Annotated in this window: 12 protein-coding genes; 9 read left to right on the forward strand and 3 right to left on the reverse strand. The window is 35.4% G+C overall.

Going from position 1 to position 19,122, the window contains the following annotated elements; translation table 11 throughout:
- The first annotated feature begins 7 nt into the window (after positions 1-7).
- The 7 genes from ffh (at position 8) to CNQ82_RS06195 (ending at position 11,831) form a co-directional block, all read left to right on the forward strand.
- On the forward strand, positions 8-1,375 hold the full coding sequence (gene ffh, locus CNQ82_RS06165; RefSeq protein WP_095105693.1) for a signal recognition particle protein: 1,368 nt from the start codon (positions 8-10) through the stop codon (positions 1,373-1,375).
- Between the two features lie 196 nt (positions 1,376-1,571).
- Entirely contained in the window at positions 1,572-1,850 is a 279-nt protein-coding gene (gene rpsP, locus CNQ82_RS06170) for a 30S ribosomal protein S16 (RefSeq protein WP_123144539.1), read from the forward strand.
- A 108-nt stretch (positions 1,851-1,958) separates the two neighbouring features.
- Positions 1,959-2,459, forward strand: coding sequence for a ribosome maturation factor RimM (gene rimM, locus CNQ82_RS06175; protein ID WP_123144540.1), 501 nt, complete (start codon positions 1,959-1,961; stop codon positions 2,457-2,459).
- A gap of 1 nt (position 2,460) precedes the next feature.
- Positions 2,461-3,198: a tRNA (guanosine(37)-N1)-methyltransferase TrmD gene (trmD, locus tag CNQ82_RS06180; RefSeq protein ID WP_123144541.1), complete on the forward strand. Its 738-nt coding sequence runs from the start codon at positions 2,461-2,463 to the stop codon at positions 3,196-3,198.
- A gap of 104 nt (positions 3,199-3,302) precedes the next feature.
- On the forward strand, positions 3,303-3,653 hold the full coding sequence (gene rplS, locus CNQ82_RS06185; protein WP_095105678.1) for a 50S ribosomal protein L19: 351 nt from the start codon (positions 3,303-3,305) through the stop codon (positions 3,651-3,653).
- A 225-nt stretch (positions 3,654-3,878) separates the two neighbouring features.
- The gene (locus CNQ82_RS06190) at positions 3,879-4,187 is read left to right on the forward strand and encodes a YxeA family protein (protein WP_123144542.1); all 309 of its coding nucleotides are present in this window, start codon (positions 3,879-3,881) and stop codon (positions 4,185-4,187) included.
- 453 nt (positions 4,188-4,640) lie between these two features.
- Positions 4,641-11,831: a lectin-like domain-containing protein gene (locus CNQ82_RS06195; protein WP_123144543.1), complete on the forward strand. Its 7,191-nt coding sequence runs from the start codon at positions 4,641-4,643 to the stop codon at positions 11,829-11,831.
- Between the two features lie 120 nt (positions 11,832-11,951).
- On the opposite strand, the gene CNQ82_RS06200 is transcribed toward CNQ82_RS06195, so the two are convergent.
- Positions 11,952-13,586 carry a hypothetical protein gene (locus tag CNQ82_RS06200; RefSeq protein WP_123144544.1) on the reverse strand — a complete coding sequence of 545 codons (1,635 nt, stop codon included), beginning with the start codon at positions 13,584-13,586 and terminating at the stop codon, positions 11,952-11,954.
- Positions 13,587-13,957: 371 nt separating this feature from the next.
- Positions 13,958-16,558 (reverse strand): YfhO family protein, encoded by a 2,601-nt coding sequence (locus CNQ82_RS06205; protein ID WP_123144545.1) that lies wholly within the window; start codon positions 16,556-16,558, stop codon positions 13,958-13,960.
- Between the two features lie 249 nt (positions 16,559-16,807).
- Here CNQ82_RS06205 and CNQ82_RS06210 point away from each other — a divergent pair, with 249 nt between their 5' ends.
- Entirely contained in the window at positions 16,808-17,665 is an 858-nt protein-coding gene (locus tag CNQ82_RS06210; protein ID WP_123144546.1) for an ABC transporter substrate-binding protein, read from the forward strand.
- A 146-nt stretch (positions 17,666-17,811) separates the two neighbouring features.
- Positions 17,812-18,282 carry a GyrI-like domain-containing protein gene (locus tag CNQ82_RS06215; protein ID WP_123144547.1) on the forward strand — a complete coding sequence of 157 codons (471 nt, stop codon included), beginning with the start codon at positions 17,812-17,814 and terminating at the stop codon, positions 18,280-18,282.
- A gap of 83 nt (positions 18,283-18,365) precedes the next feature.
- Here the strand turns inward: CNQ82_RS06215 and CNQ82_RS06220 are convergent, their stop codons facing one another.
- A complete protein-coding gene (locus CNQ82_RS06220) occupies positions 18,366-19,118 on the reverse strand; it encodes a DeoR/GlpR family DNA-binding transcription regulator (protein WP_123144548.1) in 753 nt (250 codons plus the stop codon).
- Positions 19,119-19,122: the final 4 nt, after the last annotated feature.

Raw genomic sequence — 19,122 nt, forward strand, 5'->3', positions numbered from 1 at the left:
ACTTGGTATGGCATTTGAAGGATTGTCCGATCGTTTACAAGCGACCATGCAAAAAATCCGAGGTAAAGGAAAAGTGACTGAAGCGGATATTAAAGCAATGATGCGTGAAGTGCGTCTTGCATTGTTAGAAGCCGACGTTAACTTTAAGGTCGTTAAATCTTTTATCAAAACGGTTTCTGAACGTGCTTTAGGTTCAGATGTAATGCAATCTTTGACACCTGGCCAACAGGTTATCAAGATTGTTCAAGATGAATTAACAGAATTAATGGGTGGCGAGAATTCCACTATTAATATGGCAAACAAACCGCCGACTGTAGTTATGATGGTTGGTTTGCAAGGTGCAGGTAAAACAACCACTGCAGGTAAACTTGCACTCTTAATGCGTAAGAAATATAATAAAAAACCATTGCTTGTGGCAGCTGATATCTATCGTCCAGCTGCAATCGACCAATTGGAAACAGTAGGTAAACAGCTCAATCTACCTGTATATAGCGAAGGCGATCAAGTCAAACCGCAACAAATTGTTGAAAACGCCTTGAAATATGCGAAAGAAGAACATTTAGACTTTGTTATCATTGATACAGCCGGTCGTCTGCACATTGATGAAACATTGATGAATGAGCTGACTGATGTTAAAGAAATTTCCAAACCTGACGAAATCATGTTAGTTGTCGATGCGATGACAGGTCAAGATGCAGTGAATGTGGCACAATCATTTGATGATCAATTAGATGTAACAGGTGTAACATTAACTAAACTTGACGGCGATACACGTGGTGGTGCTGCACTATCTATCCGTTCTGTAACTGAAAAACCTATTAAATTCGTAGGTATGAGCGAAAAAATGGATGGACTTGAAGTATTCCATCCAGAACGTATGGCTTCTCGTATCTTAGGCATGGGTGATGTGCTCAGCCTAATTGAAAAAGCACAACAAGATGTCGATGAATCTAAAGCTAAAGATTTAGAGAAAAAAATGCGTACGTCTTCACTTACCTTAGATGATTTCTTAGAACAATTGGATCAAGTGAAGAACTTAGGTCCATTGGATGAAATTATGAAAATGATTCCTGGTATGAACAAAATGAAGGGAATGGATAAGCTGAATATGAGCGACAAACAAATTGACCATATTAAAGCGATTATCCAATCCATGACATTGGCAGAACGTGAACGACCAGAAATCTTAAATGTGTCACGTAAGAAGCGTATTGCGAAAGGTTCAGGACGTTCGTTACAAGAAGTGAACCGTTTAATGAAACAATTTAATGATATGAAGAAAATGATGAAACAATTCTCTGGTGGCGGCAAAGGTAAAAAAGGCAAACGCAGCCAGATGGAAAATATGTTAAAAGGTATGAATTTACCGTTTTAATAGTAGAAGAGATGGAACATATTAACGTTCCATCTCTTATTTTTTAGGTTAAATAACGTGGAAAATTTAGACGATATATTACAGAATTGAGTGAATTTTAAATGGTAAAGAAAAAACTCTTTACAAACCTCTAGCTTACTGTTATTATTATTCCTTGTAGAAAAGAAAACAAAGATTTAAAGGAGAGAATTAAAACATGGCAGTTAAAATTCGTTTAACACGTTTAGGTTCAAAAAGAAATCCATTCTACCGTATCGTAGTAGCAGACGCACGTGCTCCACGTGATGGTCGTATTATCGAACAAATCGGTACTTATAATCCAGTAGATAAATCTGGTGAAAACAAAGTAACAATCGACGAAGAATTAGCACTTAAATGGTTGAAAGACGGTGCGAAACCAACTGATACAGTTCACAATATCTTATCAAGAGAAGGTATTTTGAAAACTTTCGAAGAACAACGTCATTCTAAGTAATAAGTTGCTTTAGACTCATAACCCTGAGACAATATACTTGTTTCAGGGTTTATTGTTAGGTATTAAAGATTTTTTACACAAACAGAGACCGTAATGGAGGCAGGAGATATGAAAGTTGAAGTCGGTAAAATTGTGAATACGCATGGAATTAAAGGCGAAGTCAGAATTAAATCGCAATCAGATTTCACGGATGTACGCTTTCAACCGGGCGAAATCTTAAATGTAAAGCATGATGGTAAAGAAATCGAGCTTGTTGTAGCATCTCATCGTATGCATAAAGGATTGCATATGCTGACTTTTGAAGGCATTCATAATATCAATGATATTGAACATCTTAAAGGCGATGTATTAACTCAAGAACGTGACCATGCGGACATCGAGTTAGACGAACATGAATTTTATTATTCAGATATTATCGGCTGTACTGTCTTCGAAGGTGACACACCTGTCGGCCGCGTAAAAGAAATATTTGAAACCGGCGCCAATGATGTATGGGTCGTCCAAGGCGATAAGGAATATTTGATTCCTTATATTGCTGACGTAGTGAAAGAAGTTGACGTTGAGGGACGACGTATTCAGATTACGCCATTGGAAGGAATGTTAGATTAAAATGAAAATTGATTATTTAACACTATTTCCGGAAATGTTTGATGGGGTGTTGAATCATTCTATTTTGAAGCGGGCTCAAGATAAAGATATCATTCAAGTCAATACAGTAAACTTCCGTGACTATTCAATCAATAAACATAATCAGGTAGATGATTATCCATTTGGCGGCGGCCAAGGAATGGTATTGAAACCAGAACCTGTCTTTAATGCAATGAAAGATCTTGAGACAAATGAAACGACGCGCGTGATTTTAATGTGTCCTCAAGGGAAACCTTTTTCGCAAAAGATTGCGCAAGATTTAAGTTCTGCAGAGCACATCGTCTTTATTTGCGGTCATTATGAAGGTTATGATGAACGTATTCGCGAGCATTTAGTGACAGACGAGATTTCTATAGGAGATTACGTCTTGACTGGCGGTGAATTGCCAGCTATGACGATGACGGATGCGATTGTACGCTTGATTCCAGGTGTACTCGGCAATGAACAGTCACATCAAGATGATTCCTTTTCAGATGGACTGTTAGAATTTCCGCAATATACCAGACCACGTGAATTTGAAGGAATGAAAGTTCCGGATATTCTGCTTTCAGGCAATCATGCGAAGATTGATGCATGGCGTCATGAGCAGAAATTAATACGCACATTTGTCAAAAGACCAGATTTATTAGCGAAGTATCCACTTACTTCAGAAGATGAAAAAGTACTAGAAAACTACAAAAAGCAATTGAAAACGAAATAGCAGTGTGCTAATATAGTTGAAGTGTGCTAAGCACGAAAAATCACTATGATCCGCTGCTATTTAGTTGTCAAGGCAAGAACATAGGTTAGAGGAGAGAATAAATAATGAGTAATCACAAATTAATTGAAGCAGTAACTAAATCACAATTACGCACAGACTTACCGACTTTCCGTTCTGGTGACACAGTACGTGTACACGTACGTATCGTCGAAGGTTCACGCGAACGTATCCAAGTCTTCGAAGGCGTTGTAATTAAACGTCACGGTGGCGGAATTTCAGAAACTTTCACTGTACGTAAGATTTCTTCAGGTGTTGGTGTGGAACGTACATTCCCATTACACACTCCAAAAATCGAAAAAATCGAAGTGAAACGTCGCGGTAAAGTTAGACGTGCTAAACTTTACTACTTACGTAACTTACGTGGTAAAGCTGCTAGAATTAAAGAAATTCGCTAATTTTAGACAGATAGACATACGAGAAGTAAAGGTTGTTCCTATAAAGGAGCAGCCTTTTTTTGTTACCTCGTAAAAAGTATTTTTTAAAAAGGATTGTACAACTGCTCGATTTAAAGTATTATATTGTAAATAAATAAAGTTGTTAGCTTTCTAATGGGGGAGAATAACTTTCGTTAACTTTGATACAGGTGTAAATTTTAAGATCATCAAGGAGTCGTGGACATCATGAATAAGAAAATAATGTATTTCGTTATTGGCTCGCTCGTACTAGCAGTAGTTGTGGCAATAGCCATTGTGCGTAATGAGCTGACAGACAGAGTAAATCCGTTTTTGGATATGGAAGATGCTTATGCACAAGTCGAGAAAGGCACACAGAATTATGAAAATGTGGAGGCTTATAAAAAAGACGGAGAACGCTTGCCGTATAAGTTGGATTTCAATGGGTTTGCTTCTGATAAAGAATATGTAATTATTAAACACAAAGGAAAATATGTTAAAGAAATTCATTATATTAAGAAGTTGCCGTTTGAATAAAATGGAATTTTTACTGGGGAATTTGCAAAGTCATTAACAAATAAATCAAATACGTTAGAGGGAGCAGGACAAAATGATGTCTTGCTCTTTTTTACGTTTGAATTGGAGAGATTAAATTAAATGAAGCTAATATCTGATGACGAGTAAATATTCAAACGAGTGTAACAATATTATATTTTTACTACAGTTTTGTAAAGAATTAGAAGAAAAACTGTAATACTACATAGAAAAAGAGCGTGAACTTGGTAAAAAATTTGTTCGGGATTTAGAAATACCCTAAAAACGCTGTAAAAATAAGGATTTATATACCAATAACATATAAATGCAGGCAAAAAAATCCGGAAATTAATAAAAAAGGATTAAATATGCATAATTACAGTATCATATACAGTTGCACAAAGTACTATTATAATAAAAATAGATTTAAAATATACTATTCTTGGAGGGTACCCTATGAAAAAGTTGGATTTTTTACCTAACTTAAAGAACAAATATTCCATTAGAAGATTCACTGTAGGTACAGCATCTATTCTTATTGGATCACTTTTGTTCCTAGGTCATAATACTGAGACACAAGCAGCTGAAGAAACGGATAATCCAACAGAGGCTGAAGTAGCTAATGAAACGAATGACAATCATTCCTCTACGCAAGAAACACAAAATGTTCCATCAGAAACTGCAACACAACTTAACAAAGATGATTCAGCAAATAACTTGAAAGATGTTCAAAACCAAGCATTACAACAAGTTTCCGCATTACAACATTTGAGTGCTGAACAGAGCAGCAGCTTCACTAATGAAATAAAGAATGCAGTTTCTCAAGCGTCTGTACAAGCAGTTGTAGAAAAAGCATTAGCGGCTGATAACCAAGCTGCACAACAAGCTGAAAATGAAAATAAGCAACCAGTTAAAGAACCAGAAACTGTTGAAGAACCAAAAAATGAAGTTAAAAATGAAGCAACAAAAGAAGTTGATTCTAAAGTTGAACAGCCAACTGAAAATCAAGAAACTAAACAAAAATCAGTTGAAGCAGAAAGTAAAGTAAAAGCTGACAACTCTAAAACAGATGAAGTTGAGCATCAAGCAGCAACGCCAGCGCCTGAAGCAAAGGAAAATAAAGAAGTAAACCCTGTGCATACAGAAAACAATATCGCTTCAGAAAGTTTGGCTACTGAACAAAAGGTAGAAAAAGTAAAAGCTGAACTGAGTGCTCAACGCAGTACTGAAGAAGTAGATGAAGCTTTAGCTCTCATAGACACTGAAGGATTAACTGCTGAAGAAATTAAAGCTGAAGTGACTAAATTATTATTTAAACGAGGTTTAGCTGAAAAAGAATTCTATAGCCCTAAAGCTGTGCTTCCTAGAAAAGAAGATGAACCTGTTTATTCAACACGTGCAGCTTTCGATATTAATACGGATCTTAAAGATGAGGTTGTAGTAACTAAAGACAACTTTAATGATTATTTCTGGACGGTAGATGATGCGAGTTATGACCCAGAAACAGGTATTGCTACATTAACACCTAACGAACCGAGTAAAAAAGGTGCTATTACACTTGATACTAAATTAAATGTCAATAAAGATTTCCATTTTTCAGGAGAAGTGAACCTCGGTGACAAATACGAAGGACATCCGAAAAATGGAGAGGCTGGCGGAGACGGAATTTCATTTGCGTTCAACCCTGGCAAAACACATGACTTAGGTTTATATGGTTCAGCTCTTGGTGTAGGGGGATTACCATTTGCTTTTGGATTCAAATTAGATACTTATGTTAATAATTCTCCTAAAGCTGCTGAGAAAGCCGGACCTGATCCAAAACCTTTTGACACTAAAGGCGCATTTGGTGCGTTCGTGTGGGCAGACGGCAACGGCAGAGTTACTACACAACCAGGTACAGGAACATGGAAAGCGGCATTGCTCAATGAACCGCCTGAAGATAATAAATTCAGACCTTTTACAATTGATTATGATGGCGATACTAAGGATATGACTATTACTTATGCTGGTCAAACTTGGAAGCAAAATATGAAGAATTACTTTAATTATACGCATAAAGATGTTTATGCCTTAGGAATCACTGCATCAACTGGCGGAGGTTACAATTTACAACAAGTTAAAATCAATGAATTTACTTATACAGCTGCAGCTCTATTAGCAGAGTATTTTGTTGATCAAGATTTGCAAAAGCCGATTGATAAACCATTGCGTACTTCTGGTGACATCGATTCTGTTGTAGATGTTTTAGACCATAGTGCGTATTTGCAAAGCAAAGGTTATCAATTAGTGAGTAAAGATACTTCATTAGCACCAGAATATAATGCTGCTGCAAGTAATATTAAACTGACGAACGCATCTCAATTTATCGTCTATGCAGTTAAAGATATCCAAGCACCAGAGATTGGTGAAGTGCCAGCAGCGACTGGCGAATTGAATGCTCCTATCACACCAATTGTTTTAGATGTAACGGATAACAGTGGTAGTGTAGCCTCTACTCAAGTAACAGGCTTGCCAGCGGGATTAACTTTTGATGAAAAGACTAACACTATTTCCGGTACGCCAACTGCTTTAGGTAATAATACAGTCACTATTACTGCAACTGACCATGCAGGTCTAAAGACTGAAAAAACATTTACATTTACAGTAGCAGATACACAAAAACCAACTATAGATACAGTTGAAAATAAAACAAGCGAAGCATTTACACCTATTACACCTATTGTTTTAAGTGCAGATGATAATTCTAAAGTTGCGCCGACTTTAACAGTAACAGGTTTGCCAGCAGGATTAACGTTTGATCCAGCAACAAAGCAAATTACGGGCACACCAACTGCTGAAGGAACATCTACTGTTACTATAACAGCAACAGACGCTTCTAATAATACAAGTACGAGCACCTTTGAATATACAGTTCAACCGAATGCAGCTTTAAATACATTGAAAGCTGCAGTAGCTGATGCTAAGACGGTAAATAAAGATGATTACACGCCAGATAGTGTTAAAGCATTAGAAGATAAAGTAGCAGAAGGAGAAGCATTGCTTGCTCATCCTGAAAATGGAACACCAGAACAATTCAATGCGAAGGCTCAAGAAATTAAAGACGCGAAAGATGCTTTGAAACAAAAGGCGAATAAAGACGAATTAAATAAATCAATTACGGCTGCTGAAGCATTACCACCTTTAAAAGCTGGAAATCCTTTAGATGATGCCGTTAAAAATGCTTTAGAAAAAGCAAAAGAAGTTCAAGCGAATCAAAATGCAGATCAACCAGCTGTCGATAAAGCTAAAACAGATTTAGATAATGCAGTCAATGCTAAGAAGGCAGCAGATGAAAAAGAAAAAGCAGAAGCGTCAGATGCAGCTAAGGCTAAACAAGACGCTTTAGATGCTTTGAAGGCAGAACTTGCAAAAGTTGAAAAATTGAACAAAGATGACTATACACCTGAAACAGTGCAACCTTTAAGTGAAAAAGAGACTGCAGGAAAAGCAGTAGTAGCCGATGCAGATAATAAATCTGTGGATGAAATCAAAGAAGCGACTGAGGCCTTAAAACAAGCTGAAAACGATTTGGTTAAAAAAGCGAATAAAGACGAATTGGAAAAATCCATCGCTAAAGCTGAAGGTTTAGGTCAATTAGATCCTGCAGATGCAGAAGATAAAGCAGTCCAAGATGCATTAGATAAAGCAAAAGAAGTTCAAGCGAATCAAAATGCTAACCAAGCAGCAGTTGATAAAGCTAAAACTGATTTGGATAACGCAATCAAAGCGAAAGAAAATCAAGTCGCTAAAGAAAAAACAGATGCAGCCAAAGCAAAAGAAGATGCGCTGAAAGAATTGAAAGCAGAGCTTGAGAAAGTAGCTCAAATCAATAAAGATGACTTCACGCCAGATAGTGTGGCACCTTTAACTGACAAAGAAAACGAAGGAAAAGCGATTGTAGCTGCACCAGATGCTAAAACTACTGATGAAATTAAAGCAGCAACTCAAGCGTTGAAAGATGCAGAAGCCGGTCTTGTAAAACGTGCTGATAAAGGTGATTTAGAAAAAGCTATCGAGAAAGCAAATGCTTTAGGCCAGTTAGATTCTGCAGATGCAGAAGATAAAGCGGTTCAAGATGCTGTAGCAGCAGGTCAAAAAGTTAAAGACGATGCAGATGCGACTCCTGAACAAGTAGCAAAAGCGACTAAAAATATCAATGATGCAGTTGCAGCAAAAGAACGTCAAGATGCTTTAGATGAACTGAATAAAGCAATCGATGCCGCTCAAAGAATTGAAAAAGCTGACTATACTGCTCAATCTGTCGCACCGTTAGATACAGCGAAACAAGCAGGAGAAAAACTTACAGCTGATAATCAAGCTACAACTGAGCAATTGAAAGAAGCAACAAAACTTATCAATGATGCAATCAATCAACTTGTTCCTGATAAATCAGAATTGGATAAAATAATTGAAGTAGCTAAAGGATTAGAACCATTAAACAACTCAGCAACTGATCGATTATTAAAACATGCATTAGATGCAGCAATTGCCGTTCAAAATAATCCAAACGCTACACCTCAAGAAATTAAAGAAGCAACATGGAACCTTGAAGATGAAATCGGAAATAAACTTGCAGCTGATGCGATTGAAGCATTAAGAAATGCAGTAAACAAATCTAAAGCTCTGAAAGAAGAAAATTATACACCTGATAGTTTTGCACCATTAAAAAAAGCAACTACTGAAGGACAAAGCATTTTAGATGACCCTTCTTCAGCAGATGTACCAACTATAATGGATAAAACTAAAGAAATTAATCAATTGATTGATGCACTGAAAGAAAAAGCTGATAAAACAGCACTTGAAGAAGCATTAGATAAAGCAGTCGCTTATGAGAACTTAGATGATAACGACGCTGAAGACAAAGCTGTACATGACGCTTTAATCGCTGGACAAGAAGTAGAAGGAGATTTAAATGCGACTCCTGAAGAAGTTAAAAAAGCTACAGATGATTTAAATAAAGCAATCGCAGCTAAAGAACACCAAGATGCGTTAGATGAATTGAACAAAGCAATCGACGCAGCCAATGCAGTTACTAAAGACGACTTCACACCAAATTCAGTGAAATCTCTAGAAGAAGCTGTTAAAGATGGTGAAGCTGTAAAAGCGGACGCCGCTAATAAGACACCGGAAGAGTTAAGAACAGCTGCGAAAGCTATCAATGATGCTAAAGATGCATTACAAGCAAAAGCCAATAAAGATGGTTTAAATAACTCAATCCAAACAGCAGAAAGTTTAGGCAACTTAGACCAAGCAGACGCTGAAGACAAAGCCGTAAAAGAAGCCTTGGATAAAGCGAAAGCAGTTCAAGCAGACCAAAATGCTACGCAAGCAGAAGTAGATGCAGCAAAAGATGCTTTGGATAAAGCGATTCAAGCAAAAGCTGATCAAGACAAAGCAGATACAATCTCAGCCTCTCTAGATGCATTGAAAGCAGAACTTGAAAAAGCAAAAGCAGTAAATAAAGACGAATTTACACCAAACAGTGTTAAACCTTTAACTGATGCGACAGACGCAGGTCAAGCAATTATCGATGCGCCGGAAGGTAAAACTGCTGAAGAAATTGATAAAGCAACACAAGCCATAAAGGATACTTTAGCAGGCTTGCAAGCAAAAGCAGATAAAGACGGTTTAAACAGCTCTATCCAAACAGCGGAAGGATTAGGCAACTTAGATCCTGCAGACGCTGAAGACAAAACGGTAAAAGAAGCCTTGGATAAAGCAAAAGCAGTTCAAGCAGATCAAAATGCAGATCAAGCAACTGTGGATCAAGCTAAAACTGACTTGGATAATGCAATCAAAGCAAAACAAGATCAGGATGCTAAAGATAGCGCAGATGCCGCGAAAGCGAAACAAGATGCATTAGATGAGTTGAAAGCAGAACTTGCGAAAGTGAAAGCGATAAATAAATACGAATACACTCCAAACACAGTAGCGCCTTTAAACGAAAAAGAAACTGCAGGAGAGGCAGTAGTAGCAGATGCAGATAATAAATCTGTTGACGAAATCAAAGAAGCGACGAAAGCATTGAAAGATGCCGAAGCTGCTCTTGTTAAACGTGCAGATAAAACAGCGCTTGAAGAAGCATTAGATAAAGCGGTCGCTTATGAGAACCTAGATGATAATGATGCTGAAGATAAAGCTGTACATGAAGCTTTATTAGCTGGACAAGAAGTTGAAGGAGATTTAAATGCGACTCCTGAAGAAGTTCAAAAAGCTACAGACGATTTAAATAAAGCAATTGCTGCGAAAGAGCATCAAGACGCTTTAGATGAATTGAATAAAGCAATCGACGCAGCCAATGCAGTAGTTAAAGATAATTTCACGCCAGATAGTGTAAAACCTTTAGAAGATGCTGTCAAAGCTGGGGAAACTGTAAAAGCAGACGCTGCTAATAAAACACCAGAAGAGTTAAAAGCAGCTGTAAAAGCTATCAATGATGCTAAAGACGCTTTACAAGCAAAAGCAGATAAAACGGAACTAGACAAGTCAATAACAGCAGCAGAAGGTTTAGGCAACTTGGATTCTGAAGACGCTGAAGATAAAGTCGTAAAAGATGCCTTGGATAAAGCGAAAGCGGTTCAAGAGGACCAAAATGTGACACAAGCAGAAGTAGATCAAGCGAAAACCGACTTGGATAACGCTATCAAAGCAAAACAAGATCAAGATGCTAAAGATAGCGCAGACGCAGCGAAAGCGAAACAAGATGCTTTAGATGAGTTGAAAGCAGAACTTGCGAAAGTTGAAAAACTGAATAAAGATGACTATACTCCAAACACTGTAGCACCTTTAAACGAAAAAGAAACTGCAGGAAATGCAGTTGTCGCTGATGCGGATAACAAATCTATGGATGAAATCAAAGAAGCAACAGAAGCTTTAAAACAAACCGAAAATAATTTAGTTAAAAAAGCAGATAAAGAAGAATTGGAAAAATCCATTCAAGCAGCAGAAGGTTTAGGTAACTTAAATCCTGCAGATGCTGAAGACAAAACCGTAAAAGATGCTTTAGATAAAGCAAAAGCAGTACAAGCGGATCCGAATGCGACTCAAGCAGAAGTAGATGCAGCCAAAGATGCATTGAACAAAGCGGTTCAAGCAAAAGCGGACCAAGACAAAGCAGATGCAATTCAAGCAGCTTTAGATGCATTGAAAAAAGCTATTGATAGAGCTAAAACAACGTCAACTTCTAATTGCACAGAACAATCAGTTAAAGTATTAGAAGAAGCTGTGAAAAATGGTGAATCAATTATTAAAGGTACGGAGAAAGCTTCACTAAAAGAAATTCAAAATGCTACTGAAGCTATCAATAAAGCAATTGATAATCTAGAAGCGAAAAAAACAACGGTTGCACCAACTGACAAAACAAAAACAAATGTTGAAAATTCTGTAACTCAACCAGCAAGTCAAACAAACATTAAGCATAAGCACCACACAACTAAAGAAACTGCAAAAAATAAAGCGAATAAAAATAAAGCGAAAGTATTACCGAATACAGGTCAAGATTCTACATCTGTAGATCCGAAATATGCTTCATTAATGTTCGCAATCGGTAGATTAATGATGTTCTTCAGAAAACGCAAAAATGAAGACAAAGACAACACTGAAAAATAAAAGAGTTTCTTTATCCTAAAGGCTAGTATTCAAATGTAGCCGCAAAAAAGGAGCCGATGAAAATCTCAAAGATTTTCGCCGGCTCCTTTATTTATTATAATTCAGTGTTTCCATATTCAATTATTTTTTTAAATTCTCAATATCGATGACTTTTATTTTATCTTTCTGTGATGATTGATTTCGGGATGCCCGACGTAATTGGTGGTATTCAGAAATAGTATGTCCTCTAAGCGTCCATAAGCGTAAATGACGATATAAATTCAAAGCATGTTTTTGCAATTTCTCAACTGAAGCTTTTTTAAATAACCCTTGAGTCTTCCAATCTTCAACTGTATCTTTGATATCACTTTCAAAAGGTAACGTCTTAATACTTGGAATAATGAGTTCTTCAATAACCAATAATTTTATTAAAGGTTTAGGATTTTTCTCAAACTCTTCTGGAATATGAATATGTCTTTTAAAGAAAGTGATACTGTCTTGAATTTCGTATAAATTAATATAGGAAGATTTTGAATTATGATAAATAAGCTCATTAAGTGTTTCTGGAATATAGTAGGGAATATCGTGGTAAATATTGCTTAACATAGAATAAGCATCTTCAAGTATAGGTTTGACGAAATATCCTTCTGTTAAACTGAATCCAATATCTTTATAGAAAAAGTTGATTTCTCTTTTAATTTCGAAGATATTTTTAGGTTGGTCAAAGTATTTATCATGAATTATTTTTACGATTTTTAAAGGGAGAAATCCATATAATTGAAGTAAAGACTCATAAAACTGAAATTTTTCATTTTCCATTTCGTTCATACTAGAAAATAAATCTTCATAGAGATAATCGTTACATAAAGCTTCTATTAATATTTTTTCATCTTGTTCATTGAGTTGATTATCGATTAAGGAACATAAGAGTTCTTCTTCGTTATCTTCAGACATTAATTTAGAGGAAAAATTAAGTATAGAATTTTTTAATATGTGGGAGGGATCAATATTTTTGTCTTTAAAGAATGCTTTTAAATGATTAAAAACATCTATAGGCAAATACATAATCTCATATGTGCTATTTTTAAAGAGCATAAAAGTCGCTAAAGAACGGTTTTCTTCAGTAGCACCCAAATAACTGTTTCTATCTTCTAGTATCATGAGCGAAAATAAGATTCTGATAGAAGGGATAAGTTCGAAGAGTTTTTCTAGCATGTAATAATCTTTCAATACTTCATTTGCAATCAGTTGGCATTGTTCTGCGCTATTTATATGATTTGAAAGATCAATTTTAAGCAACATACAAATAAATGCAAGTTCTTTTGAGTCAAAGTTTTGGTTCAAACATTCTTCTAGCGTTAAGTTTTCGTATGCTCTTCGGTGAGTTTCTGCAAGTGCATAATGACCGATTTTTTTATAAATACGAGTACTTACGTCGCGAAGGAAAGAATACTCTTGATTTAGAATAAGTTGATTGTAATCATTTACAAATGGCGGTGAAATAAAATAGCGATTCTTACCAATAGGTATAAGATAGTCGGATTGATTTAATACAGTAAGTTGGTTGAAAGTTTCGCGGTTGATGCGGACGAACGGTATACCAGTGATTAAAACATTTTCAATCACGATTTTTTCTTCAGTATTCAACAGTTCATATAGTTTAGCAAATAATTCTTTGTAGGTGCTGTCGGAGGATAAGGGGTGTCTGTAGCCATGCGTGATTTGATTGATGAAGTTTAATAAGTAGTGTTGAGTATTAAAGTGAGTTTGTTCCAAAGTGGTACCTCTTTTCTTGTTGTTTATATAATATATTTTGTTGAAGTAATTGGAAAATAAAAATGTGAGTAATAAGTATTGAAAGGGACTTAAATATTATTGTATATTCTAGAGCTTTTATTCGAAGAGAGTCCTTTGCTGAATGATTATAGAGAGCGACATACCCGTCCATAAAGTTATCCTGGCATCGTACCAAAAAAGTTTTGGTTTGATAAACTTATTATAATTTGTCGAGGCGTGTTTGTATAGTAGATTTTGTACAATTATAAAACTTAAAAATGTATTATTTAGAGACCTATAACTTTATTAGTGTAAAAGTTAAAAAAGAACTCTCGAAGTGCTACACGTGCACTTTGAGAGTTCTTATATATTTATTTTCTTCTTAACCAACGGCACAAGAGTATACTTGCTAATACTCCAATAATAGTGATAAGTAGTATAGGTTTAATAAAAGGTTGTTCGTATTTTAATAAAATATGCGTTTGTCCTTTTTCAACTGGAATCACACTCATGATGCCATTGCCTTGTTTGACGTTATATTTCTTGCCGTCAATTTCTGCATATAATCCGTTACGATAAGCGGTTGGGAGAACTAAATTACCATGAGCAGCTTTAGGTTTCGTAATTTCTAGCCCGTTGTTTACTTTTTTAACTTTAACTGGAGTGACTTCTTTGGCAGCTTTTTCAAGTGTATGATAGTTTTCACCGTAAATTCCTTTCACTGACAAACGATATTTACCCTTAGCAAGTTGAATCTTAAGATCAGGTGACGCTTTAACTCTCATTGTAACAGGACTTACAAAGCGTCTATATTTATAATCAGAGGCATTGCGTTTTTGCTGGTATTCATTGACTTTTACATAATGTTCGCCGAAGGGTGCTTCTTTCTCAACATCCATTTCAACGTACATATCTTTATATTGATCGGCAACTGATTGAGGAAGCTGCAAAGTCATACCGCCACGGTCTTTTGTAACTTTAATGTGGTTTTTATCAATACGTTCTGCATCGTTCAATTGAGATGACGCATCTTTTAAAAGGTTAGGATTTGCTTTAAACTTAGAATTTCCTTTTTGCTTTCCATCCCATACTACACCTTGCAACATTGCTTGTTCCTTATCTAACGGAGATTTCAACTCGCTCATATTATAAGTTTTAGTCGTAATATGAGCACTTGGGTAATGGATTTGATTTGCTGAATGTAAGAAATCGCCGTCTTTTCCATCTTTAATTTTATCTTGAAATTTAAACCCATAGGGCATATTCATATCCGAACCCATTTTAAAACGGTCTGTGACATTCCATAAAGCCATTAAATTTGCACGATTATTAAATAAACGGTACGTACTATTTTTGTCGACAGGCATGTTAATTTGCATCGTTTTGTCGTAGTATTTCAATATTTTTCCATCAAAAATACTAGAATAAAGCGAAATACCATTATAGCCATAAATAAGCGGAGAATTTAATCCGAAAATACTCATATAATCAATACGCATTAAATCGTTGTTATTTTTCTTTTGAATCTCTTTAATTTTTTTATTAAGCGGATGGCTGAAGTAATCGTATTTAATAACTTGTTTACGATCGGTTTGGTATTGGAATAAGATATTATTGTTATAATCCCAAGCTAACCAAAGTTGTTGAAAGGCAATTAATGCGACTAAAACAGCTTTAATCCATAGATATTGTCGACCTTTGAATAATAGAACAATCGCAACTAATACGATAAATATTAAAACCGTGCTCATCCACCAGTGCCATTTACCTTGCATAAAGTGGTGAGAGTAAAGAAAAATTGCGATAGCTGGCAAGCTGGCTAACAGCAAAGAACGCAATGATAACTCAGCCAGATGCTGAATCATAAGCGCCACGATAATAGCTGCACTCATAGCCAAAATGTACACCCAACGTCTTTGCGGAATAGACATACCATTAAAAAAGCTGTCAAACCCATTAGTAAATGAACCAATTAAAAATATCCAAGACATAATAGCAAATAAGCGATAATAGTAATGTTTATAAAGTTTAAATTGCAATAGTGCGATAATCACTAATAAAGATAAGACGATATGAAAGCCGGACAAAAATGTTTGCTTTTCTGTATCGATTAAATTAACTAAAAATGGATAGTCTATAGGATTTTGTTTACGATCATTATGTAAAAATGAGCTGATTCCTGTGAAAAATCCCCAACTGCCGATAAAGGCACTAATAACTACCGTAATAATAGATGTATAAATCTTAGCTGCTCGAGTCATGATATCTGCTTTATAAACAAAGATGGTTCTATAAATACAATATGCACTAATAATAATCGCTTCATAATAACTGAAATAAAAATTAGACATTAACGTCAGAGCTAATCCTAAAATCAGTACACCGGCTTTACGTTCTCGAAATAACTTCTCTACTCCAAGCAAAGTAATAGGGAAGTAAATCATGACGTCTCCATAGAATGACCATGTGAAATTAAAGTAGAACATCACATTAGAAGCTGCATATAAGATACTGGCAATCGTTGCTGTATAGCGCTTTAAATGATAGTAACGCATTAAATAATAAGCCGCAATATAGGTTAAACAAGCTTTGAAAATAGCAAAGAATAACTGATTGCCTGGCCAAAATTCAATTATATGTGGATTCATTTGAAAGACATGTTCTGCTATCCAAACGAAAAAGAAATTAAGATAAGTTAAGGGCGAAGTCGAATAGTAATATGCTAAATCCGTCATATAATCTCCGCCCAAGCCAAATGAAATATCATAAAAGCTGGATAAACTTGTAATGTGATTATATAAATACATTTGAAACGGCATCATTTGTCTAAAGCCGTCGCCTTCACCGCTGAAAATTAAATCGTGTCGGAAGACCGAATTGAATGCAGGAAGGAAAAAAATCAGCATGAGCACAACACTCACAGCACTAATTTTTAGGAAACGTAAAACTTGGTAACTAAAGAATGATTTCATCTATAGTCGCTCCTGAAATTAATTTGTAGTATGTATACTTAATATAACTAATTATTCGATATACCCATTTTATAGTAAAGGTTAACTTATTTTCATCTATAAAGTACTATTCCAACATTAAAAAAGTGTTAACATAACAGTATAGTATCGAATTATTTGTCAAATTTTTGCGAATATAGTTAATCAAGAATGATTAAGATTTCTATGGGTATACTATCATAGAGGGATTTTAAGGAGGTAACTAATAATATGGTTGAAGTAAAAAATGAAGCTGGAATAACTAAAATTGCAGACAATGTAGATAGAGTGGCAGCACTTGAATTTTCATTTGTAGATGATCTGCTTGCTTTAGGAATCAAACCAGCGGCTATTGCTGATGACGGGAGTAAAGAAAACCTGTTTGAAGCGATGAGAGATAAAGTTGGGGACTATATCTCAGTCGGGCATAGAAGTAATCCTGATTTAGAAAGAATTAAAGATGCAGAGCCTCAACTCATTATCGCAGATGGTCAACGCCATCACGAAATTTATAGAGATTTACAAAAAATTGCACCAACAATTTTATTAGAAAGTTTTGAAGGTGATTATAAAGAGAGCTTGAAAATCTTCGAAACGATTGGAAAAGCAATCTCTAAAGAGCAGTTAGCTAAACGCTATGTAGCAATTTTCCAACAAAAAATTAATCAACTTGATGAGAAGGTTTCAATTGATACTAATTTATCAACTTTAGCAGCAGTAGTCACAGATGATTACATTGTCGGACACGATGCAAATAGTTTCGTCGGCCAATTTTTAAAACGTTTAGGCTTTAAATCTGCTATTACACAAGCAGATTCTAACAAATATCCTGAATACAAGGATGGGCCTTACCTCAAGGTAACTGACGAGCAATTATTAGAATTGAACCCTGAACGCTTAATTCTAATGGTTGATAAAGAAGATGAAGATGCGCTTGAAAAATTACGCCAATCAGAAGTATATAATACGATTAATGCTAAGAAAAATAATCGAATTCATATTGTAAACCGTGAGTTATGGGCAAAAACACGCGGTATTATGGCTGCTGAGTTTATTATTGATGAAATCGTCAATTTTAAAGAAGGCTAAATATGAATAAGCAAGATTGAATGAACCATAAAGCTGGAGAGGTTGATACAACTTCTTCGGCTTTATTTTTTATGGAAAGGTTAACTTGCAACTTTAAAAGGGTATTTTAATAATATTAAATTAAAAAATACTGCGGGGCGATTAAAATGGAATACGAAATTAAGCATTTAGATACAACCCAGGTAATAGGTATATTAAGTAAATATGCTACGATGCAAGATGCACAGCAAGGATTACCGCAAGCTTGGGCGAATTTCAACGTGTCTGATCAACCTGAAACGTTAAAAGCTATTAGCAATGATAAACTGCAAGGTTTTTTAGGCATTGTAATTCCTACTGAAAATGGAATGAATTATTTAATTGCGGTGACTTCAGATAAAAAATCTGCTGCTGGATTATATCCGTATACTCTGCCTGAAGGAAATTATATAGTAGCTGATGCGATAGGGCCTTTACCATATACGCTACAAAAAACAACAGAGCGACTATATAACCCCGATGTCCTATCTGATTTAGGCTATCAATATCGCAATGCCCCAGGTATTGAACTTTATCCACACGGAAATACAGACGCTGATGATTATGTGGCACAAGTATGGGTGCCGATTGAAAATTAAGAGATAAGATGAAGGGTTGGAAAGATTGTTGTTCCAACCCTTGATTCATACCCTGGCAGTGGTTATTTGAATAGAAAATGCATCTATATGATTTCAATTCCTTGCTCCTCAATTATACGGCACTTAACTTGTGAGAGATTACTATCACTGATGAGTTGATTAAAGTCACTTAGGTTACCTATTTTTGCTACAACAATTTTATCAATTTTACTACTATCTGCAGTTAAATATTTTTCTTGGGTGATATTGAGAATCCGACGTCTTGTTTCAACTTCTTCAATGTTATAATCCGTGACTCCATGTGAAACTGAAATTCCGCTGCAACAAAAGAACCCTTTATTGATATTCAACCTTTCGAAATTAAATAGAAAATCAAATTGTGTTAACGATTGTTCGGAAGCTCTAACTTTACCTCCAATAGAAATCAGCGTATGGTTTTGGTTAATGCATTGAACTAAAACTGGTATCGAATTCGTTATAATTGTTAAATTTTCTTTAGTATCTAACATTTTAGCAATTTGCAAAGTAGTTGAGCCGCTGTCTAAGAATATACAATCCCCATTTTTTATTTTGCTGAGTGCTTTTTTAGCAATTACCATTTTTTCAGACAAATGTCTTTCTAACCGACGTTCGATTTCTGACTCCCCATTAGTCTCTTTATTAATACGAATACCGCCATATTCCTTTAGTACTAATTCATCTTTAACTAACTGCTGGACATCTCTTCTCAAAGTTTCCATCGATATTTCCAAATCTTTATGTAGTGTTTTTAATTCTAAAAATTCATATTGTGCTAATTGATTCATTATTTCAGTACGACGTTCTGCAGGTAACAACACA

The sequence above is a fragment of the Staphylococcus debuckii genome (genome assembly GCF_003718735.1).
In the GTDB taxonomy this organism is placed as follows: domain Bacteria; phylum Bacillota; class Bacilli; order Staphylococcales; family Staphylococcaceae; genus Staphylococcus; species Staphylococcus debuckii.